Raw genomic sequence first — 21,722 nt, forward strand, 5'->3', positions numbered from 1 at the left:
ATCATTTGTCACTTAACCAACTTCAAAGTCAACTTAAAGAAAAGCATATAAAATTTCTTTTTACTGACTATTACGATACTATTGTTCACAGAGAAGTGCACCCCAATTATACACAACGTATTTGGGCAAAACTTATGATTAGAGAATTGGGCTTATCCACTTCTATTGACGAGCTTTATTTTACAAGACAAGCATCTGTTAACTATCTTATTGAAACCTTAGGCAAAGAAGATGTTGAAATTCCTTACGAAGCGTTAAAAGAAGAAATTTGTAAACGCCTTATAAATGCAGATATCGTCTCAATAGATACAAAAGACGATTTTCTGTCTCTTTTTGAAGCTGCTGATGCAAGAGCAGAAGCAAGTGTTCAGTATTTAAATCAAGAGGTATTAGATACGCTAAAAAACTTTAAAGCTAATGGAGGAAAAGTATATTTAGTTTCAGATTTTTACGGTTCAAAAACGCTTTTCGAAAAATTATTAACGCATCATGGCATCATAGATATCTTTGATGGTATTTATAGTTCTGCCGAATTAGAAAAAAGTAAACATAAAGGAACAATTTACGGTCCTATTCTTTCAGACTTAGCTATTGAAGCAAAGCATGTAATGATGATTGGAGATAATTTAAGAAGCGATTATACCAATGCCATAAAACAGGGACTTAATGCCTTCCAACTACCACATAAAAAATACTTAAAGCAAAATAAACGCAATAATTTTGGAAACGATAAAAAACACTTAAACAGCATCATTAATGATGTGTACAAAACCTGTAAAAAAGCGTCTGCAATCCCTTACACAGAGTATATTGTATTTTATCATACGTTTATTGAGCGCATGTATGAAACTGCAAAAAGAAAAGGTCTTAAAGATTTATTCTTTTTGTCTCGAGAAGGTCAATATTTAAAAAAACTATTTGATTCTTATCAAGAATTTACCCTTATCGATAAGAGCAAAAAAATTAATACGCATTATTTAAAAATATCTCGACAAGCATCACTTCAAATTGCATTAAAGGATCTAGAATCTGAAGAATTTGGTTATCTAAGAAAAAAATACAGCAATCTTTCTGTTGCTGATTTTTTAACGGCTGTTAACTGCCCTGATGATTTAAAAACTCAAATCGTATCTGAACTAAACATAGAAAGTAAAACGACTATTGAAGGCTTTTTTACATCTTCTAATTTTCAAAAATTAAAAGAGAACACTACGTTTAAAACGTATTATGATACGCATAGACGTGCAAATCACGAGGCATTTAAAACTTATATTAACTCTTTTAATTCTGATATAGAAGCCAATGGTATTGCCCTTGTAGATATTGGTTGGGGAGGTACAATGCAAGAAGCTATTTACAAGTTTTTTGATTATAAAATTCCTGTTACAGGTTTTTATCTTGGACTAGGCGAAATCTATGATATTCAACCAAAAACACAACGTTACGGGCTTAATTTTTCATTATTACCATATACAGATTATAATGACAGCATTATAATGGCAAATATGCAACTCTATGAGCAATTTTCTGCTGCAGACCATGGAAGCGCCTTGGGTTATAGTTTAGAGGCAAAAGACTATACCTTAGAATACCATAAACCCGAAGAAAAATGGTTGTATGATAACCATATAAAAGCACACCAAGAAGAAATGTTTGGTTTGCATAAAAAACTTTTAGAACGCTTAGACACGTTATGTTACTCTGAAGAGAATATGCAAAACTCAATGTCTAAAATGGCCCTTAAAGTTGGTTTGTTTCAAAACACAAAAAAATTAAAGTTTTTAGACACTTTAAGTCATGGGTTTTATCAAAATGTAGGAGATAACCAAGTTGGAATTACTTATAAAGCTCCAAAAATTGAAAATCCAATAAAATATGCCATTAGCTTTTTAATGACCCCAGAAAAGTACTTTAGGTATTTAGTAAAGTTAAAACCCGCGCTATACAAAAAGAATAAGTTAGTCGCTTTCTTTGTACCTATGTACCTTATTTACCTGTATTTTAAATTCAATAAATACGTTAGATTTAAAGTATTGAATCGGTTTTTTCTTTTAAAGTACAATGTTTTCAAATAAGTCATAATCGGTATTTTAAATTATTAACGATTTGACTAAATAAATATTAGATTTAATCCTATTTTTTTATCTAAAAGGTAGGGTTTTAGCAAAGTTGATTGTCTTATTAATAATATAGGGTTAATACATGAAAAAAAACTACACTAAATTTTTCGGTTTATTTTCAATTCTTATCATCTTTTCATGTGGTACAGATGATAATCTAACGCCCTTAAGTATAGAAACAACTTCAGATGCCTTAACTATAGTTCAAAACTCGGAAGCAGAAATTTTTATTTTTTCAAATGATTCCAATATTCCCTCAAGTGGCCAACTAACAATAAGCAATCCCACAAGAGGAAATGCTGTTATAATTGACAACAGTACTCCTAATAACCCAAGTGATGATATTGTAAAATACACAGCAAACCCTAATGAAATTGGTGTAGATAATTTTGAATATACGATATGTACTGTTTCGGGTGATTGTAAAACAGAAACCATAACTATAACCATCGTTTCTGAATCAAATATTACTTTAGATTTAGAAAATGTTCCATATCAAACACTTTCAGAATATAACTTTTTTCAAGGTGACCTTAAGGATTTAAACCCAAACTTTGGAGTTGTTCCATATAATTTAAACTCTGTTTTATTTACAGATTATGCAAAAAAGAAGCGATTTATATGGCTGCCAAACAATACAAAGGCAACATATATTAGCGATGATGTTTCTTTAGATTTTCCTGTTGGTGCCGTTTTAATTAAAAATTTCTATTATGATAATGTACTTCCAAATAACGAAACACAGCTCATTGAAACACGCTTAATGATTAGAAAAAACGAAGGTTGGGTATTTGCTAGTTATGTATGGAACGAAGCACAAAATGAAGCTATTTTTGATCTTAATGGAAGCTATGTTGATTTACAATGGCAAGAAAATGGAGAAATAAATACCGTTCAATATAGAGTTCCTTCTGAAGCCAAATGTTTTACATGTCATAAAATATTAGAAATACCTGAACCTATAGGTCCAAAGCCAAGAAACTTAAATTTGGAATATGATTACAGTGATGGACCTGAAAATCAACTCAATAAATTAGTATCTTTGGGTTATCTAGACAATTCATTACCGGAAACAATTTCGCGTTTACCAAATTACAGTGATAACTCTGAATCATTAGAATCAAGAGTTAGAGCTTATTTAGATATTAATTGTGCACACTGCCATTCAGAAGAAACACATTGCTCATATAGACCTATGCGTTTTGGATTTAATGACACTCAAGATTATAGTAACATTGGAGTCTGTGTAGATCCAGACACAGACCTTGGAGAAGATCTTGGTCATATTGTTGAGCCTGGCGATCCTAGAAACTCTGTTTTGCACTATAGACTAAACTCAATAGAACCCTCTACAAGAATGCCACTTCTTGGAAGAAGCTTAAGACATAATGAAGGAGTTAATCTCATCGAAGAATGGATAAACTCCCTAAATATAGATTGCAACTAAAAACTAATTAATGATGAAAAAAACTTTACTTATCACATTGCTTTGTACTTTGTTTTGTTTTACTGCTAAAGCACAAGTATTAAACCAATCGGCAAATTGGCCTAACGCTAATTGGAGTATTTCGGGTAGTTACGACGTAGCTTTCTTTTATGAAAACCCAACAGAGAACTCTTCTTCATTTTCTTTTGACGATGACGATGCCGGTGGTACATCAGATAATAATATCGCTGCTGAATCACCAATAATTGATATTTCTTCTGCATTTAACTCAGATGAAACTGAAATTATAGTCACATTTCAATATGTGTACAATATTTTTGGTACTGAAGAATTTAGATTACAATATTGGAATGCAGATAACAGTACATGGACAAATTGGGGTAATGCAATTGAAGACAACACGAATCAAGGTTCGAATTTTTGTAATAGACCACGTACAACTTTTACAAGTGAATTGTTAGATATTACTGCTTTTACAAATAATCAATTACAAAACTTTAGATACCGTATTTATTATAATGACAATACAACTTATGGCTGGGGTTTTTGTATGGATTCACCAACAATAATATCTTCTGAGCCTCCTGCATGTCCTAGTGTACTTAATTTAACAGCGAGCAATGTTAATGCTAATAGCGCTCAAGCCAATTGGAATGTTGGAGATTCTGAAACATCATGGGAAGTAGTTGTACAATTAGCTTCAGACGCTCCTCCTACTTCTGGTACAACAACCACTAATGTATCTTACACTTTCTCTGGCTTAACACAAGAGACTGATTATATCATTTATGTTAGAGCCATTTGTGGCTCAGAAGGGTATAGCCTTTGGACAACCACAAGCTTTACAACTGGCACTGACTTATCTAGCTATCCTGTAACTTTCACAGCTAACACAATCAATACTACAGGATCGTATGATATTGCTTTAGTTGATCTTAACGGAGACTTTTTAGATGATGTTGTTTCTGTAAGCACAAATAACATCAATGTACACTACCAATTAACCACAGGAGGTTTTAATGCTGTAAATATCACAACACCTAACGCCAACTATTTGCCAACATGGAGTTTAGCTGCTGGAGATTTTGACCGCAACGGTTACAATGACCTTTTATACGGCTCTGGTAATGGAGTCACATTTATGAAAGCAAATGAAACAGGCACTGGATATACCGAAATTTCGGGACCTGAAGATATTTTCTCTCAACGTTCTAATTTTGTAGATATTAATAATGACGGTCATTTAGATGCATTTGTTTGTCACGATATACAAGCCAATGTCTATTATATTAACGATGGTTCTGGAAACTTAAACTACTACCAAGGACAAAGTACAGGAGTGGTACCTAATGGTCTAGGATTAACACCAGGAGGTGGAAATTATGGAACCGTTTGGATAGATTTTGATAATGATCGTGATATGGATTTATTTATCGCAAAATGTAGAGGTGGTTCTACAACAATTAGTACTAATGAGCTATGGAGAAACGACGGAAACGGTGTCTTTACAAATGTTGCTGATAGTAATGGTTGGTACAATACTAACTACCCAGGAGTTGGACATAATAATTCTTCTAATTTAGGAGACAACGTACAAACATGGTCTTCTGCTTGGGCCGATTTTGATAACGATGGTGATATGGATGTTTATGTTGGAGCAAGTAGTTCTACTAACGGATACTCTAAATTAATGCGTAATAATGGAGATGGTACATTTACAGATGTAACAGCGGGTTCTGGCGTTTTAGATGCACAAATGGGAATAGAAAATGCACCTGCAGATTTTGATAATGATGGCTATGTAGACATCTTAAGTAATGGTGATATTTTATTTAATAATGGTGATTTTACATTTACAAACTATGACTCTAATATGCCACCAAGTGGTGCCATAGGAGATGCAAATAATGATGGTTTTTTAGACGTTTTTCGCAGCGGTAATATTCACATTAATAACGCCAACGCTAATAATTGGATAAAAATCAATACCGTAGGCACAGAAAGCAATATTAATGGTATTGGTGCTAGAGTGGAAATACTAACACCATCAGGAAAACAAATTAGAGACGTAAGAAGCGGCGAAGGTTTTGAATTTATGAGTTCGTTAAATACTCATTTTGGTATTGGTACTGATACAACAATTAATAGCATTACAATTTACTGGCCGTCTGGAATTGTAGATTATATTGCTAACCCAGAAATAAATACAACACATACTATAGTAGAAGATTCTACTTTAAGTATTGAAGACGAAACTTTGTCTGATGTATCTATATATCCTAATCCTGTTAAAAATAAGCTTACAATTAAAACATCTGCAGATGTAATTAACAAAATAGCAACTGTTTTTGATATGAATGGGAAACGTGTTCTTAACATGAAACTTAAGTCAAACACCATAGATGTTTCAAATCTAACAAGTGGTATATACTTTTTAAGATTAGAATCTGAAGGAAAAACAATGAAACGAAAATTTATAAAAAACTAATTTAAGACTATAATTATTTTAAAACCGTTTGAGAAATCAAGCGGTTTTTTTATGCTAATTACTTTTTTGAAACCTATATCTTTGTAAAATGCTTCAAGTAAAAAACGTCACTTTTGGATATACAAAAACTAAGGTTTTAAATGCTATTGACTTTAATGTTGAAGCGGGAGAAAACATTGCCATAATAGGAGAAAGCGGCTCCGGAAAAAGCACACTATTAAAATTAATCTATGGTGAATATGATTTAAAACATGGTCAGATTTACTGGAAAGATGAAGAAATTTTAGGACCAAAGCACAACCTTGTTATAGGTTACGATTTTATGAAATACGTAACTCAAGAATTTGACTTAATGCCATTTACAACTGTTGAAGAAAACATCAGTAAATACCTCTCTAGATTTTATCCTGAAGATAAGCAAAAACGTACTGAAGAATTAATAAAAGTTGTAGAACTCGAAGCCTTTGCCAAAACCAAAGTAAAACTATTAAGTGGCGGTCAAAAACAACGGGTTGCCATTGCTAGAGCATTAGCAAAAGAACCTGAAATTTTATTGTTAGATGAACCCTTTAGTCATATTGATAATTTTCAAAAACAAGGCTTAAGACGTAATGTTTTTAATTATCTAAAAGTAAAGAACATAACTTGTATTGTTGCGACTCACGACAGGAATGATGCGCTTGGCTTTGCAGACCAAATTATAGTCCTTAATAATGCTGAAATAATTGCTAAAGACACTCCTCAAAATTTATACAAGAATCCAAAATTACCATTAATTGCATCTTTTTTTGGAGAATTTAATGTGATAGAACCCTATGGGATTGTTTACGCCAATCAAGTTAAAATTGTTCCAAAATCTCAATTAAAAGCAATTGTAAAAATGGCCTATTTTAATGGTAATTCTTGGTTAATTGAAGCAAAATATAATACTATATCTATATTTATTGAGCATGATTTTGAACTTAAAAAAGAAAAAATCATCTACATAGAGATTTCAAAATAACAGCTTGGATTTGAAGTAAAATAAGACGAATTCACATTACAAAATACTCAAAATTCTAAACCCATTACCTCTAAAAACAATCTCATCATCAACACTTTTAGACAATAATAATTGTGCCATTGGAGTTGCCGCAGAAATAGCAAAATAAACCGTATTATCTACAATTATTTCACCAGCACTGACCGCAATAAAATAATTAGCCTGTGTTGTTATTACCACAGAACCTAATGTTACCTTTTGGTGTTTAGTATCGATATTAATTTTTTGAAGAATGTGTTCTTGTTTTTCAATTTCGGCTAGTTGATGACCTGCTTTTTCGCGTTCTAATTGTAGCATTGCTCGTCCTGTTTCGTGCTTATCACCTGCACTACTTTTGGTTTCAGACTGAAGTGAATTTTGAATATCAGAAATGGTTTTATTTACGGTAATTAATCGTTCATCAATAAAGTTTAAGCAACGATTGTATAAGGTTTCTTTAATAATCATTTTTGAGTCTTCAAGTTAAATTCACCATAGAATTGCATTTGCTTTACAATCCATTGCTTTCGTTTTTGTATATAATTGGTAGCAGGATTAGCACGGTATGTTCTTGGATTAGGCAATATTGAAGCTATTGCAGCAGCTTCATAAGCACTTAAATTAGCTGCTGTTTTATTAAACCAATGTTGTGCGGCAGCATCAACACCATAAATATTTGGCCCCATTTCTATACTGTTTAAATATACTTCTAGGATACGCTCTTTACTCCATATGTTTTCGATTAAAAATGTAAAATAGGTCTCTAACCCTTTGCGTAACCAACTTCGCTCTGGCCATAAGAATACATTTTTAGCTGTTTGCTGACTAATAGTACTGCCTCCTCTAATCCGTTTTCCTTTTTTATTGTATTCATAAGCTTTTTCAATAGCTTCAATATCAAATCCATTATGGTCTAAAAACTTCTGGTCTTCACTACAAATTACGGCTAATTGTATGTGTTCTGACATATTTTCAATTGGCACCCAATTGTGTTCCCACATTTTAGATTCATTATCTTCAAAATAACGGATTGCCATTAAGGGTGTTCCCGGAATGGGTATATACTTATATAAAACCACAAAGCCAATGGATAAAATAATACTCCATAACAATAATTTACCAAAAAAACGAAACAGTTTCTTCATGGTTTATTCTACTAAATCTGCTAATTCTCTACCTACTAAACTGCCAATAGCAACTCCCATTCCTCCTAAACGCACCCCACAAAACACATGGTTAGAAATTTGTTTTACAATTGCTTTTTTCTGTTTGCCAACTCCCATTATTCCGCTCCAACGATGGTCTATTTCAAAGGCAGTGTTTGGTAAAATAATCGTTTTTAAAAGCTCTTCTAGTTTATTCTGAATGATTGGTGTCTCTCCAAACGCAGTAGTTTCTTCAGTTCTAAAATCGAGATGGCGTCCACCTCCTAATAATATTCTATGGTCTATATTTCTGAAATAATAGTAACCTTCATCCAAATGAAACGTACCTTTAACATGTAAATTCTCTATAGGTTTTGTAATTAAAACTTGTGCTCTGGCTGGCTTAACTTCAGAAATCTTGAGTTGTTTTGCAAATCCGTTAGTGGCAATAAATAACTTTTGTGTAGAAAATTCAAAATGCTTCGTTTTGATTTTTACGGTACTTATATCTTCCGAAAAAGCGTCAATCGCAGTGTTATTTAATATTTTCACACCTAAAGATTGTACTTTATTAAGTAAAGCATCCATCATTTTACCGGTATCTATTTGTCCTTCAAATGAATTAAAACTATAGTCTGATTTTATATTCTTGAAACCAAAATTGTTCGTTTTAAAAGAAAATACATCTGTGTTAAATATGGGATATAAGAGTTGGTTAATCTTATCCTTTGTATTTAAACATGAATTGTATAGTGTATCATCAGATTCTAAAAACAATTCATAACCTCCTAAATTTTGATAGTTTATCGTTTTATCTCCTAGTATTTCACGAAGTATCTTTAGACCATTTATTCGCTTTCTAATCAATTCTAAAACCTCAGCTTCAGAATGTTGCTTCAAGTCATCAATAATCTCACTGAGACTTCCAAAACAGGCAAAACCAGCATTTTTTGTACTTGCTCCTTGAGGTAAAATCCCTTTCTCAAGAATTACAATTTTAGCCTTAGGAAAACGCTTTTTTAATTGTAATGCGCAATTTAGTCCCACAATACCACTTCCAATAATGGTGTAGTCTACGTTAGATAACCACGTTTGTATTTCCCAATAGGATAGATTCATAGCATAAAAAAAGCTCCTAAAGTTAGGAGCTTTTTTAAATATAATTTAATATTTATTCAACTATAATTTTCTTAGTTACTTTTTGAGAACCATCAGCTATAGTTAATAAATAAACACCCGATTGTGCATTATTAAGCTGAATAACTTCTTCAAATCGGTTTACACTACTATATATATTAGTGTAAATAGCTCTACCTCTTATGTCATAAACTTCTACCGTAATAGCTTCTCCAGATTTTGGATTAAAACCAATATTGAACGTGCCATTATTTGGGTTTGGATATATGCTTAAGTTGTCTAATTCACTGTCTTTAACACTTAAAGATTCAGAACAGAATTCTAATGACCAGCTTTTTAATATCCCTGTATCTCCAGCAAAGAAATCTGCTATAAGAATTGTCCAATCTCCCTGAGAACTTAAACCTTCAAATGTAGATAATGGCTCAAATGGGCTATAAGTATTCCCATCTCCAGTAAAATCACAATCTATTGCAGGTGCACCATCTTCAAATTCTATATCAATATCATCACTACTTGCACAGTTTCCAGACCAAACATTAACTAATGTAGTTCCTCCATTAGGATGGATTAATCTTACTAATAAATCCCCAACAAAGGTATGTTCTATATCTACATTAAATTTAAGAGACTCAATAGTAAAATTATCAGGAACGTTAATCGTTCTTACCAATGGGTCCCCATTAGAAGGTGTTCCTCCTTCACCTAAACCATCGTCTATTGCAACGTTGGCATTCTCATCACTATAAGTAGTACAATCTATACTAGCACCAATTAGGATATTATTACTATTGACATTAAAAAATATACCATTTGCTGCTTCAACCATAATTCTACAAGTACTAGAGGACACATTAGGCACTACAATATCATGTGAGCCATCGTTGGTTACATTAGAAGCTAAAACCGTATCAAAGTTTTCGCCGTCTGTAGATAATAATATATTAACATTAGCTTCATTTACTCCATTTCCAGTTGTTCCTGCAACATCCCAAGTAACGGTTTGTGTTGTACCTACATCCCAAGTTTGTCCAGGTACGTTTTGAGAAGTTACTATAAATGGTCCGGCCGCAGTAGTAACAGTTGCTGTCATCTGATCAGAATCTGTTTGCCCACCAACAGCATCGTTATCTCTAACAGTTAATTTGAAATTTATATTTCTGTTAACCATTGCTAATTTTTCCCATGTCGTTGATGTACCACCATTGTTTATTACATCTGAAAGTCTTGGTACATATCTAACAGGGCTTGAGGTGCCTTCAAAAGATCTTACTAATGGACCAGATATTGTAGTTTCTGTTGGTAATCCTGCCGACCCTAAATCGTATTGTTCCCAAGTGTATGTTAGTGTTGCTGTTCCATCTACATCTGTAGAATTACTACCATCTAATTTATAAGGTGTTCCTTGAGGAATGGTATAATTTGCTCCTGCGTCTGCTACTGGTTCTGTATTACCTGTAACAATTCTGTTTCCAGGACAAGAACCTGTACCTGTAACATGTGACCAAATACGATTTAAACTATTTTGATGAAAATAAGCATCACTATTTCCTTGTACGTTATCTGAACCACAAATACCTGCATAAGCCATTATAGTAGTTCCACTTCCTGGCTCGTACGCATTTGAAGCTGATCTGTTTGGGCCAGAACAATTACCAACCGTTCCATTAAATGTGTGTGGTGCACCAAATTGATGACCTAATTCATGTGCTACAAAATCTATATCATAAGCATCTCCTGTTGGTTGAGGCGAACCTGTAATGCCACTAGCTTTAGTATTAGCATTACAAGTAGAACCTAAAAGAGCTAGACCTCCACCTCCTGTGCTAAATGTATGTCCCACATCATAATTAAAAGGTAAAATAGTCGTATTAATTACACTTTGACTTTGATCTATTAAAATATTTGGATTAGTATTATTAAAAGGATCGGTTGCTGCATTTGTAAAAATTAGGCTATCATTATTTGCAACCAAGGTCATTGTTATTGATAGATCTCTCTCATAAATACCATTAACTCTATTAATTGTAACAACTATTGCTGCCATTGCGCCAGCAACAGTTCCTCCATGGAAAAACGCATACTCACCTGTACAAGCTACTGCAAGACGATAGTTTCTTAGCGTTCCGTCGTCTGCATCTCTTGCCGCAGCAACATCTTCATACGATCTTTCTAATAATTCTGAATCATCAATTACAGCACATTCAAAATCAAAATTTCTTGCTTCTAAATCTTTCTTAGCATAAACGGTATAGATGTTACCTTCAACTGAAAACGGATCTATAAATTGAGTGCCATTAGATGTTCCTAAAAACATCGCGTGCAAACCTTTTGGTGTGATACTAAATCTGATTATTTCTGTTGGGTTATCAATACCTTGACCAGCATATGTTCTCATATTAGGAAACTTAGCCTGAAGCTCTGGTTCCATTAACGACGCTTCAAATACTTTATACCTATTTAACTTGCCCTCTGAATTAGGAAAAGATATAACAGTGTTACCCGTATTTTCTCTGGTTCCAACGTTTTGTAAGGCATTCTTTAAGCCTTCAATATTGAGTTGAAAAAATTTCTCTGTTTTAAGTTCTATTTTTCTTAAAATTTGTTCTGTTTGTTTAGCCTTTACAGCATTAACATTTGTCCACAATTCATCTGAATTTTGTGAAGTAGCAGATAATGAGACAAATGCCATTACAATTGTCGCAATTTTTATTACGTAATTCTTATTCATAGTTAGTTTTTTTTATAATCCTTAAAGTTAAGGTATTTTTTTATAATTTTAAAAAAGTGTAATAATCAATTTCTATATTACATCTATTTAGATCCTAACGACAATCATATATAAAAAAACCAAGCTTATTAGCTTGGTTTTTTTTTATTCTTCAATCTCTTTTTGAATTACAAAGTCTTCCATAAATTTAGTAGTATAGTTACCTGCTAAATAATCTGGATGATCCATTAATTGTCTATGGAAAGGTATTGTTGTTTTAATTCCTTCAATAACAAATTCATCTAGAGCACGCTTCATTTTATTAATAGCTTCTTCTCTTGTTTGAGCTGTGGTAATAAGCTTTGCTATCATAGAATCGTAATTAGGCGGAATGCTATAACCGGCATAAACATGCGTATCTAATCGCACACCGTGTCCACCTGGTGCATGAAGTGTAGTGATTTTTCCTGGTGAAGGTCTAAAATCATTAAATGGGTCTTCAGCATTAATTCTACACTCAATAGAGTGTAAATTTGGTGTATAATTTTTACCAGAAATTGGCACACCTGCAGCCACTAAAATTTGTTCACGAATTAAATCGAAATCAATAACCTGTTCTGTAATAGGATGTTCTACTTGGATACGTGTATTCATTTCCATAAAGTAGAAGTTTCTATGTTTATCTACCAAGAATTCTACAGTACCAGCACCTTCATACTTAATGAACTCAGCCGCTTTTACTGCAGCTTTACCCATTTTGGCTCTCAATTTATCTGTCATAAACGGAGAAGGCACTTCTTCTGTTAGTTTTTGATGACGTCTTTGTATAGAGCAATCACGTTCTGAAAGGTGACAAGCTTTTCCGCGAGAATCACCAACAATTTGTATTTCGATATGACGAGGCTCTTCAATAAGCTTCTCCATATACATATCATCGTTTCCAAAAGCAGCTTTAGATTCTGCACGTGCAGATTCCCAAGCATTTTGAAGGTCTTCAGGTTTCCAAACGGCACGCATTCCTTTTCCACCACCACCAGCAGAAGCTTTAAGCATTACTGGGTAACCTGTTTCTTTGGCTACTTTTTTACAATCTTCAAACGTTTCAATTACTCCTTCACTTCCTGGTACACATGGAACTCCTGCTGCTTTCATGGTCGCTTTAGCATTTGCCTTATCTCCCATTCTATCAATCATCTCTTCAGAAGCACCAATAAATTTGATACCATGTTCTTCACAAATTTTTGAGAATTTTGCATTTTCAGATAAGAATCCATAACCTGGATGTATCGCATCTGCATTTGTTATCTCAGCAGCAGCAATAATATTAGCGACCTTAAGATAAGATTCACTACTTGCTGGTGGGCCAATACAAACAGCTTCATCTGCAAACTTAACATGAAGACTTTCTGCATCTGCTGTAGAGTATACCGCTACGGTTTTAATGCCCATTTCTTTACAGGTTCTAATAACTCTAAGCGCTATTTCTCCCCTGTTGGCAATTAATATTTTTTTAAACATAACTTTTAAGTATTTAAAATTTCAAATTCCAAATTCCAACGTATTGGGATTTATGTTTTGGAATTTTAAATTTGGTTATGATGGATCAACTAAAAATAGTGGCTGATCAAACTCTACTGGTGAAGCATCATCCACCAATACTTTTACAATTTTACCAGAAATTTCTGATTCAATCTCGTTAAATAGCTTCATTGCTTCAATAACGCAAAGCACATCGCCTTCTTTAATATCTGTACCAACCTCAACAAAAACTGGTTTGTCTGGAGAAGGCTTTCTATAAAAGGTACCAATTATTGGTGATTTTATAGTAATGTATTTTGAATCTTCTGTTGCTGCTGGTGCCGCAGGACTTTCTGCTGCTGGCGCTACTGCTTGATGTGCTGGCATATGCTGTTGCATTACAGGAGCTGCTTGCATTGGCACTTGCTGTACTATTGTCGTCTCACTTTCTGAACCCGTTCTAATGGTAATTTTAACGTCATTCATTTCTAACTTAACCTCACTTGCGCCAGATTTAGCTACAAATTTTATTAAGTTCTGAATTTCTTTTAAATCCATAATGTTTAGATATTTGTTAGTTAGTTTTTTATTTAGGAATTATAAGCCCATTTAAGATAAATTGAGCCCCAAGTAAATCCACCACCAAAAGCGGCAAATATTATTTTATCACCTTTTTTAAGTTGTGATTCATAATCATGTAATAATAAAGGTAAAGTTGCAGATGTTGTATTACCATACTTTTGTATGTTCATCATTACTTTATCTTCTTCTAAATTAATTCTATTTGCAGTTGCATCAATAATACGCTTGTTAGCTTGGTGTGCTGCTAACCATGCAATATCATTGTTAACAAGATCATTTCTGCTCATTATCTTCTCTGCGACATCTGCCATATTAAAAACGGCATTTTTAAATACTGTTTTTCCATCTTGAAACACATAATGTTTTCCTTCGTCAAATGTATCTTTTGTGATTGGATACGATGAACCACCATAAGTAGCTTGAAGAAATTCTCTACCTTCTCCATTACTTCTTAATAATTCATCTTGCAATCCTAAACCTTCTTCATTAGGTTCAAAAAGTACAGCTCCTGCTCCATCACCAAAGATGATACATGTTGCTCTATCTTTATAATTAATGAATGATGAATTTTTATCTGCTCCAATTAATAGAATCTTTTTATAACGGCCAGACTCTATATAAGCAGATGCTGTTGACATTCCAAAAAGAAAACTAGAACACGCAGCTTCTAAATCATAAGAAAAAGCATTTACTGCACCTATTTGACTTGCTGTGTAAGCGGCCGTTGAAGCAGCTTTCATATCTGGGGAAGCGGTACAAACAATAACTAAATCAATTTCTTTTGGATCTAATCCTGTTTTTTGAATTAATTCTTCTGCCGCTTTTATCGCTAAAAACGATGTTCCTTTTCCTTCTTCTTTAAGAATTCTACGTTCTTTAATACCTGTTCTTGAAGTGATCCACTCATCATTGGTATCAACCATAGTTTCGAGGATTTTGTTTGTTAAAACATAATCAGGAACATAGCCTCCTACAGCTGTAATTGCTGCTGTGATTTTACTCATTATTAAGATTTAGATAATTAAAAGTATGCAAAATTGGTAAAAACTGAGGTGTTTTATTCAATTTTCATCATTTTTTGGCAAATATTAACGCAAAGTAAGTGGTTTTTGCGCTATTGAAAAAATAATAACAAAAAAAACGCTCACAATGGAGCGTTTTCTTGTATGCATGCATAATACTTATGCTACATTTTCTTCTTCTACAGAGTTGTCAATTAGTATTTGACCTCTGTAATATAATTTACCTTCGTGCCAATGTGCTCTATGGTATAAGTGTGGCTCACCAGTTGTAGGGCAAGTTGCTATTTGAGGTACAGAAGCTTTATAATGTGTTCTTCTTTTATCTCTTCTTGTTTTCGATATTTTACGCTTTGGATGTGCCATTTTAAATGTTATTTATCCGTTAATAGTTTTTTTAAATTATTCCAACGAGGATCAATATCCTCTGATGATTTTGTTTTATGATCCTCACTAGGACTTAATTCTTCTAATTTTGAAAGTATATCTGACTCTAATGAACCGTCTTCAATACCTGGATGAACTCTTTTAATAGGAACGGCTAAAATAATAAGCTCATATATATATTGTGCTACATTAATTTCATATTCTCCATGTGGTACAATTAAGATATCATCATTATCGTCATTATACTCGTTACCAAACTTAACTACCAATTTAAAATTGTCGTTAATAGCTTGGTTATAGGGTTCATTTGAAATATCACAATTCACATTTACTGAGCCTTCTGCCGAAAAATTCAACTCTAAAAGTGTTGATTTTTTTTCGAATTCTAGATCAATTTTAACGTCAATTGCATTAAATTCATCATATTCAAAATGCTGAAAGAACGTATTATCAATTTGAAAATCAAAATGGTGCATTCCTTCTTTTAATCCTACAAAAGGGATAGTATAAGATTTTAATGCCTTCATTATCACATTCAATTTGAGCGTGCAAATATATAAATTTTTCCTTACTTAAAGCCTAGATATCAACAAATTTTGTTTATAACTATCGAGATCCTTTCTTTAAGGGGTTTTTACTGTAGTAATTATAGCTCTCTCTCTGTCTAAATATTTCGATTGCCGTATAGATTGCTTGCTTCATTGAGCTTTCATCTGCAATCCCTTTTCCTGCGATTTCATATGCTGTACCATGATCTGGAGAAGTTCTTACTTTATCTAAACCAGCTGTGTAATTTACTCCTTTTCCAAAAGCAATAGTTTTAAAAGGAATTAAACCTTGATCATGATAAGAAGCAATTATGGCATCAAAATTTTTATAGGTATTAGAACCAAAAAAGCTATCTGCTGAATAGGGACCATAAACCAACGTACCATCTGCCTTAATTTTTTCTAAGGTAGGTTTTAATATCGTGTCGTCCTCATTACCAATAACTCCATTATCTCCTGCATGTGGATTTATGGCTAAAACTGCAATTTTTGGTTTTCTTATGCCAAAATCTTGTATTAACGATTTTGTTACTGTTGTTATTTTTTCTTTAACAAGACCTTCTGTAATCGCATTACTAGCATCTTTAAGCGGAACATGATCTGTTAGAAGGCCAACTCGCAATTCATCTGAGACCATAAACATTAAACTTTTTCCGTTTAAGGCTTTTGCCAGGTAATCTGTATGACCTGGGAAATTAAATTTTTCAGATTGAATGTTGTGTTTATTAATTGGAGCTGTTACCAATACATCAATAGCACCTTCTTTTAAAGCTTCAGTCGCTGCTTCAAGAGATTTTATAGCATATTCTCCTATTTTTTTATCTTCAGTGCCAAATTGAATTTTTACAGGTTCGCTCCAAACCTCAACCACATTAACTTTTCCATGAGCTACTTTCTCAACTGAATCAATATTGAAAAAATTAATTTTACTACTAAAATGATTTTTAAAAAATTGCATGGTTTTAGCCGAAGCAAAAATAACAGGTGTATTCAATTCTAACGACCTTGGATCCTCATAGGTTTTAATGATAATTTCTGCACCAATACCATTGAGGTCACCAATAGAAATCCCTACAATTATCTTTTCGTCTTTTTTCATTTTTTGTCTTTAACTTTGTAACTGCAAATTTAACTAAATAAAGTACAAATTATGTTTACAGGTATTATAGAAGATTTAGGTACAATTGAAAAATTAGATAGGGATGGCGGAAATCTTCATATTACGATGCATACCTCTATAACAAATGAATTAAAAATAGATCAAAGCGTTGCTCACAATGGTGTCTGTTTAACCGTTGTCAGTATTGAAGGAAACACATATACTGTTACTGCTATCCAAGAGACTCTTGATAAAACCAACATAGGCTCTCTAAAAGAAAACGAATTAGTAAATATAGAACGTGCGATGAAGCTTGGAGACCGACTAGATGGCCATATTGTTCAAGGGCATGTCGATCAAACAGCGAATTGTATTGATATTATTGCCGAAGATGGTAGTTGGGTTTTTACTTTTGAATATGACAAAAACCTTAATAATATTACAATTGAAAAAGGTTCTATTACTGTAAACGGAGTTAGTTTAACCGTTGTAAACTCAAAGTTAAATCAGTTTTCGGTAGCAATAATACCGTATACATATAACCATACCACTTTTAAAAATTTAAAAATTGGAGATACAGTAAATTTAGAATTTGATGTAATTGGAAAATACGTTAAGAGACTAAATGAGCTCAGACATTAAGCCCTTTGCTTGGCAGATAATTTGTAAGCTTTGTAAATACCATAGATTAGAGCAACAACAAACAATGCAATAATTCCGCCATCTATTGGAAGACCAGGTGGTGGTGGCGGTAATGGCGGAGGAGGTGTATTACTCTGCGCCATAGAAACGAAACCTACTAAAAAAACTGATATTGAGGCTAATATATACTTGTTCTGCATTCTGCTAAATAAGGTGTAAAAGTATAAAAAAAACTGAGCTAACAAAATTTATTCGATTAAAAAACATCCTTAAACGGTAAATTTATCCGACGAAATGCTAAAAATGAACTTTATTTAGGGAAGTTAGCTACATTTTTAACCCATTTCAGCGACAAATATAATACATATTTTTAATAATTATTAACAGCATCGAATCTAATCCTAGATTTAACCTAAAATTCACAAACAATCGTAATAAATTCCGAATAACTATCTAAAAATAAACACGTAAAACCGCATTAGTCGTAATTCCTAATGAATATCTGGAAAACCTTATCGCATTATCATCTGCATCAATTCTGTAATAGTTGTTGATTGGGTTTTTAACATCAGAGATGTTCCAAGCAGACATACCAACTTCTGAGCGGAATACCTTATTTATCTTAAATTTATAAAGCGCTGAAGCATCAATTCTTAAATAATCTTGTAACCTTTCGTTATTTGCCTTATCAAAATTGATAGCATTACCTGTAACTTCATTTTCTACTAATGGTATCGATGTTGGTTTCCCTAGCCTGTAATTTAATCCGGCAGAAATGCTCCACGACTCATCACTATAGGTTGTACCCAATGTAAAGGCATGCGTAATATCAAAATTGCTAGGAAACTCAATTTCTTCAAGCGTTTTAAAGGTATAATCGTTTTTTATATATGAATAACTCAACCATGTATTTAGGTGATTGAAATTTTTTCGGACTAAAAATTCGGCTCCTAAAACATCGTAGCTTCCTTTTTCTTTTTCAAATTCATACTTGGTGGTAAATCCTTGGCTTTGTGTGGTGATACCATCAACTTTTTTGTAATACACTTTGGCATCTATTAACCAACCTTTGTTTTTATAAAGCAATCCTAATGAGGCTTGTTTACTTTTAATTATTGGGATACTATCATTATCTGTGAGTTGCCATCGACGTTTTTCTACTCCTAAAAAATCATTTTGGAAATTGATAATTTGCGAGGTGTTTTGATGTTTAAACTCACCTAATGCTTCTAATTCAACATGATTTCCTAAAGCTTTTCGAATACTTAAACGCGGTTCTACAATCAATTCATCAAACTTTTCTAGATAATTCGCTCTAACTCCTAATTTAACGCTAAGATCTTTCGTGTCATTTTCAAACTGTGTCTGAGCAAAAACCGCTTGTTCTCTTAAAACTTCAGAATCACGTCGTACAAATCTTGGCACATCGATATCATTTAGGTTTGTAATTTCCGATTCAATAAAATTATAGCCCAAATTGAATTGCCATAAGTTTTGAGTATAAAACCCTTCTAGTTTTGCTGAAGTTTCAGACACTAGATTTTCTTGTAAAAAACGTTGTTCTGCCATAACGTTAGCATTTACTGCTTGTAATGTATAATCTGTATTATAAACATTGAGCACAGTACTTAATTTATCATTCCACTGCCGACGATAATTTAAGCCTACCGAAATACTATTTTGAGAAATGCTACTTTCTCGAGTTTCTTCTACTCCATTAAAAAGGGCCGATTCATCAAAGGTTAAATCGTTATGAACTAGCATAAAATTTAATCGTAAAAAATCCTTATCCGATGGCTTATAAAGCCACCTTAAAGACGCATCATAAAAATCGAAGGCTTGATTTGAGTTACTAACATTAGAGGTGTTTTCTGCGACCTCTGTATCTTGTGTCACACGTTCAAAATACGTTTTATAAGTTGGTGTTCTTACCAATTCATCAATAGATTTACGTCCTGCAATTTGAACTGAAGACTTTTTACCAATTGGTGCATTTAAAAATAAATCGGCATTAAGAAGATTAATTCCAAAGGAACCTTTAAAATTGGATTCGATGGTTTTACTAGAATGCATATCAATAGTTCCTGAAACACCATCGGTATAAGACGCATCTGTACCGTTATTAATTACGGTTGCCGTTTGTGTGATTTGTGGATTGAAACTTGAAATAAGTCCGAAAAAATGGCTGGATTGATACATTTTTATCCCATCCCAAAGCATTAGATTTTGGTCGTGAGACCCTCCTCTTATATTAATATTGGAAACGGTTTCGTCAACGCTTAATACTCCAGGCAATGCCTGAACCGTATGTAACACATCAGACTCTATAAGTCCTGGCAATAAGGTAAACTTGCTATAATCAATAGCTATACTTCCGTCTTGTTGCTTGTCTATACCTTTAACAATATAGCCGTTGAGCACTACAGAACTAAACACCTCAGCTTCTTCAATTAAAGTAATAGCCTCACAACTATTTAATTTAAAAAATTGGGCTTGGCGCTCTATGGTTTTAAAACCTATAAATCGGATGGTAAGAAGCGTCGCTAATGATGGGACTTTAATTTCAAAATAGCCATCATCATTAGTTACTGTATAATTGTGTTTAGTATTGATGGTTGCTCCATAAAGCGGATTTTCTAGGTTGTCTCGCAAATAACCACAAATTGTAATGGGTTTAGTGATACTAAAGACCACGTCGCTAATTTTGGTGAAAATTAAATTGGTCTGTTGTTCTAAGGTTTCAATTTTTGTATTTAGACTTAGATCGTCAGCTAAAGGAATGACATAGATCTCTTTTAGAAGGTCACTTTTATAATTGAAATTAACATTATGACTTTTAGAAATCTCATTAAGCACTTGTATGATAGACATTTTTCCATCATTAGCTTGTGCTTTTACTGAAAAGCAAATTAATACACTTATTAAAAAAGTTATATACTTAATCTTTAGCATTGTGTATGACGACCTCTTTATTATTTATAATTTCATAGGTCAAACCAAGCGGCTGTGTAATTGCTTTTAAAGCATTATTAAGGTTATCGTGCTCAAATGCGCCTGTAAATCTCAACGTATTTGCAGTAATGGAATCGGTAATTGTGATATTATATTGACTTTCGAGTTCTAAAAGCACTGCTTGTACAGACGCATCTTTAAATACACTCATATTTTTAAGCCAATACGGTTCTGCTATAGCAATGTTAGATTTTTTAGCAGTTCCTGATTTTAAAATAAACTCTGAACCGGCTGGTACTTTTGTAACCGCATCGTTATAACTGACTTGCACCAAACCTTCATAACAGGTTACTTTAAAAATGCTATCCTTTGTAAACACATTAAACTCTGTTCCTAAAACGGTTACTTTTCCAAATTCAGTATTGACATCGAATTGCTTTCCTTTTTCGACATCAAAAAAAGCTTCTCCTTTTAAATTTAAGGTTCTTTCGTTTTCCCAATTTGAAGGACTATATGTAAGCTGAGACAACTCATTAAGTTCTACTCTAGAATTATCAGGAAGTGTAATGGTTTCTTTTTGTGCTAAATCGGTTGCAATTGTATTGGTATTATCTCTATTTAAAAACAAAAATAAGGTTAAACCAATAACAAAAACAGCTGCAAATCGTGATGCTATATTCATCCAATTAATTGACGAAGCCTTTTTATTTTGCAACTGGCTTTCTAAAGCTTCAAACGCAGGCACTTTTGCATGATGATGACCACTAAAGCGCTGTGCTTCTTCTGCTATTTCATTATACAGCTTCGCATCATCTAAAGCATTAAAAGCTTCCGCCTCTGCTTCAGATAAGTTGTTGTCCAACCATTTTTTTAGTAAATATTCTTTGTCCATAACTTGATGCTATAC

18 protein-coding genes are annotated in these 21,722 nt (G+C 33.0%); 5 read left to right on the forward strand and 13 right to left on the reverse strand.

What is annotated here, in order from left to right; genetic code table 11:
- Positions 1 to 5 precede the first annotated feature (5 nt).
- From ABD730_RS13755 to ABD730_RS13770, 4 genes are all read left to right on the forward strand, one after another.
- Positions 6 to 2,075, forward strand: a complete 2,070-nt coding sequence (locus tag ABD730_RS13755; RefSeq protein ID WP_344715437.1) for an HAD family hydrolase — start codon at positions 6 to 8, stop codon at positions 2,073 to 2,075.
- Between the two features lie 127 nt (positions 2,076 to 2,202).
- On the forward strand, positions 2,203 to 3,567 hold the full coding sequence (locus ABD730_RS13760) for an SO2930 family diheme c-type cytochrome (RefSeq protein ID WP_344715439.1): 1,365 nt from the start codon (positions 2,203 to 2,205) through the stop codon (positions 3,565 to 3,567).
- A gap of 10 nt (positions 3,568 to 3,577) precedes the next feature.
- The gene (locus tag ABD730_RS13765; protein ID WP_344715440.1) at positions 3,578 to 6,055 is read left to right on the forward strand and encodes an FG-GAP-like repeat-containing protein; all 2,478 of its coding nucleotides are present in this window, start codon (positions 3,578 to 3,580) and stop codon (positions 6,053 to 6,055) included.
- Positions 6,056 to 6,143: 88 nt separating this feature from the next.
- Positions 6,144 to 7,058, forward strand: coding sequence for an ABC transporter ATP-binding protein (locus tag ABD730_RS13770; RefSeq protein WP_344715442.1), 915 nt, complete (start codon positions 6,144 to 6,146; stop codon positions 7,056 to 7,058).
- 36 nt (positions 7,059 to 7,094) lie between these two features.
- Here the strand turns inward: ABD730_RS13770 and ABD730_RS13775 are convergent, their stop codons facing one another.
- The 10 genes from ABD730_RS13775 to pdxA all read right to left on the reverse strand — a co-directional run bounded on the left by ABD730_RS13775 (position 7,095) and on the right by pdxA (position 17,221).
- On the reverse strand, positions 7,095 to 7,544 hold the full coding sequence (locus ABD730_RS13775) for a 3-oxoacyl-ACP synthase (protein ID WP_344715443.1): 450 nt from the start codon (positions 7,542 to 7,544) through the stop codon (positions 7,095 to 7,097).
- Positions 7,541 to 8,221, reverse strand: a complete 681-nt coding sequence (mtgA, locus tag ABD730_RS13780) for a monofunctional biosynthetic peptidoglycan transglycosylase (protein ID WP_344715445.1) — start codon at positions 8,219 to 8,221, stop codon at positions 7,541 to 7,543. The genes ABD730_RS13775 and mtgA overlap by 4 nt, the downstream gene beginning before the upstream one ends.
- Positions 8,222 to 8,224: 3 nt before the next feature.
- The gene (locus ABD730_RS13785) at positions 8,225 to 9,340 is read right to left on the reverse strand and encodes an NAD(P)/FAD-dependent oxidoreductase (RefSeq protein ID WP_344715447.1); all 1,116 of its coding nucleotides are present in this window, start codon (positions 9,338 to 9,340) and stop codon (positions 8,225 to 8,227) included.
- Positions 9,341 to 9,392: 52 nt separating this feature from the next.
- On the reverse strand, positions 9,393 to 12,089 hold the full coding sequence (locus ABD730_RS13790) for a zinc-dependent metalloprotease (RefSeq protein ID WP_344715448.1): 2,697 nt from the start codon (positions 12,087 to 12,089) through the stop codon (positions 9,393 to 9,395).
- Between the two features lie 144 nt (positions 12,090 to 12,233).
- Entirely contained in the window at positions 12,234 to 13,586 is a 1,353-nt protein-coding gene (gene accC, locus ABD730_RS13795; protein ID WP_334468493.1) for an acetyl-CoA carboxylase biotin carboxylase subunit, read from the reverse strand.
- 75 nt (positions 13,587 to 13,661) lie between these two features.
- Positions 13,662 to 14,144 (reverse strand): acetyl-CoA carboxylase biotin carboxyl carrier protein, encoded by a 483-nt coding sequence (gene accB / locus ABD730_RS13800; RefSeq protein ID WP_215926220.1) that lies wholly within the window; start codon positions 14,142 to 14,144, stop codon positions 13,662 to 13,664.
- 32 nt (positions 14,145 to 14,176) lie between these two features.
- Positions 14,177 to 15,172, reverse strand: a complete 996-nt coding sequence (locus ABD730_RS13805; protein WP_344715451.1) for a beta-ketoacyl-ACP synthase III — start codon at positions 15,170 to 15,172, stop codon at positions 14,177 to 14,179.
- 177 nt (positions 15,173 to 15,349) lie between these two features.
- Entirely contained in the window at positions 15,350 to 15,553 is a 204-nt protein-coding gene (rpmF, locus tag ABD730_RS13810; protein ID WP_215926224.1) for a 50S ribosomal protein L32, read from the reverse strand.
- A gap of 8 nt (positions 15,554 to 15,561) precedes the next feature.
- A complete protein-coding gene (locus ABD730_RS13815; protein ID WP_215926226.1) occupies positions 15,562 to 16,101 on the reverse strand; it encodes a YceD family protein in 540 nt (179 codons plus the stop codon).
- A gap of 79 nt (positions 16,102 to 16,180) precedes the next feature.
- On the reverse strand, positions 16,181 to 17,221 hold the full coding sequence (gene pdxA, locus ABD730_RS13820) for a 4-hydroxythreonine-4-phosphate dehydrogenase PdxA (RefSeq protein ID WP_344715453.1): 1,041 nt from the start codon (positions 17,219 to 17,221) through the stop codon (positions 16,181 to 16,183).
- A gap of 51 nt (positions 17,222 to 17,272) precedes the next feature.
- Here pdxA and ABD730_RS13825 point away from each other — a divergent pair, with 51 nt between their 5' ends.
- Positions 17,273 to 17,863 (forward strand): riboflavin synthase, encoded by a 591-nt coding sequence (locus ABD730_RS13825; protein ID WP_344715455.1) that lies wholly within the window; start codon positions 17,273 to 17,275, stop codon positions 17,861 to 17,863.
- On the opposite strand, the gene ABD730_RS13830 is transcribed toward ABD730_RS13825, so the two are convergent.
- The 3 genes from ABD730_RS13830 to ABD730_RS13840 all read right to left on the reverse strand — a co-directional run bounded on the left by ABD730_RS13830 (position 17,860) and on the right by ABD730_RS13840 (position 21,707).
- On the reverse strand, positions 17,860 to 18,063 hold the full coding sequence (locus ABD730_RS13830) for a PID-CTERM protein-sorting domain-containing protein (protein ID WP_334468503.1): 204 nt from the start codon (positions 18,061 to 18,063) through the stop codon (positions 17,860 to 17,862). The genes ABD730_RS13825 and ABD730_RS13830 overlap by 4 nt on opposite strands.
- Before the next feature lie 253 nt (positions 18,064 to 18,316).
- Positions 18,317 to 20,815, reverse strand: a complete 2,499-nt coding sequence (locus ABD730_RS13835) for a TonB-dependent receptor (protein ID WP_344715457.1) — start codon at positions 20,813 to 20,815, stop codon at positions 18,317 to 18,319.
- Positions 20,802 to 21,707, reverse strand: a complete 906-nt coding sequence (locus tag ABD730_RS13840; protein WP_282030136.1) for a FecR family protein — start codon at positions 21,705 to 21,707, stop codon at positions 20,802 to 20,804. The genes ABD730_RS13835 and ABD730_RS13840 overlap by 14 nt, the downstream gene beginning before the upstream one ends.
- Positions 21,708 to 21,722 lie beyond the last annotated feature (15 nt).

Origin of the sequence: Winogradskyella damuponensis, assembly GCF_039538385.1 — a bacterium.
In the GTDB taxonomy this organism is placed as follows: domain Bacteria; phylum Bacteroidota; class Bacteroidia; order Flavobacteriales; family Flavobacteriaceae; genus Winogradskyella; species Winogradskyella damuponensis.

Coding starts and splice junctions, on each gene's coding strand:
- ABD730_RS13760 (WP_344715439.1), top strand. CDS start 2,203: ATGAAAAAAAACTACACTAAATTTTTCGGTTTATTTTCAATTCTTATC.
- ABD730_RS13765 (WP_344715440.1), top strand. CDS start 3,578: ATGATGAAAAAAACTTTACTTATCACATTGCTTTGTACTTTGTTTTGT.
- ABD730_RS13770 (WP_344715442.1), top strand. CDS start 6,144: ATGCTTCAAGTAAAAAACGTCACTTTTGGATATACAAAAACTAAGGTT.
- ABD730_RS13775 (WP_344715443.1), bottom strand. CDS start 7,544: ATGATTATTAAAGAAACCTTATACAATCGTTGCTTAAACTTTATTGAT.
- mtgA (WP_344715445.1), bottom strand. CDS start 8,221: ATGAAGAAACTGTTTCGTTTTTTTGGTAAATTATTGTTATGGAGTATT.
- ABD730_RS13785 (WP_344715447.1), bottom strand. CDS start 9,340: ATGAATCTATCCTATTGGGAAATACAAACGTGGTTATCTAACGTAGAC.
- ABD730_RS13790 (WP_344715448.1), bottom strand. CDS start 12,089: ATGAATAAGAATTACGTAATAAAAATTGCGACAATTGTAATGGCATTT.
- accC (WP_334468493.1), bottom strand. CDS start 13,586: ATGTTTAAAAAAATATTAATTGCCAACAGGGGAGAAATAGCGCTTAGA.
- accB (WP_215926220.1), bottom strand. CDS start 14,144: ATGGATTTAAAAGAAATTCAGAACTTAATAAAATTTGTAGCTAAATCT.
- ABD730_RS13805 (WP_344715451.1), bottom strand. CDS start 15,172: ATGAGTAAAATCACAGCAGCAATTACAGCTGTAGGAGGCTATGTTCCT.
- rpmF (WP_215926224.1), bottom strand. CDS start 15,553: ATGGCACATCCAAAGCGTAAAATATCGAAAACAAGAAGAGATAAAAGA.
- ABD730_RS13815 (WP_215926226.1), bottom strand. CDS start 16,101: ATGAAGGCATTAAAATCTTATACTATCCCTTTTGTAGGATTAAAAGAA.
- pdxA (WP_344715453.1), bottom strand. CDS start 17,221: ATGAAAAAAGACGAAAAGATAATTGTAGGGATTTCTATTGGTGACCTC.
- ABD730_RS13825 (WP_344715455.1), top strand. CDS start 17,273: ATGTTTACAGGTATTATAGAAGATTTAGGTACAATTGAAAAATTAGAT.
- ABD730_RS13830 (WP_334468503.1), bottom strand. CDS start 18,063: ATGCAGAACAAGTATATATTAGCCTCAATATCAGTTTTTTTAGTAGGT.
- ABD730_RS13835 (WP_344715457.1), bottom strand. CDS start 20,815: ATGCTAAAGATTAAGTATATAACTTTTTTAATAAGTGTATTAATTTGC.
- ABD730_RS13840 (WP_282030136.1), bottom strand. CDS start 21,707: ATGGACAAAGAATATTTACTAAAAAAATGGTTGGACAACAACTTATCT.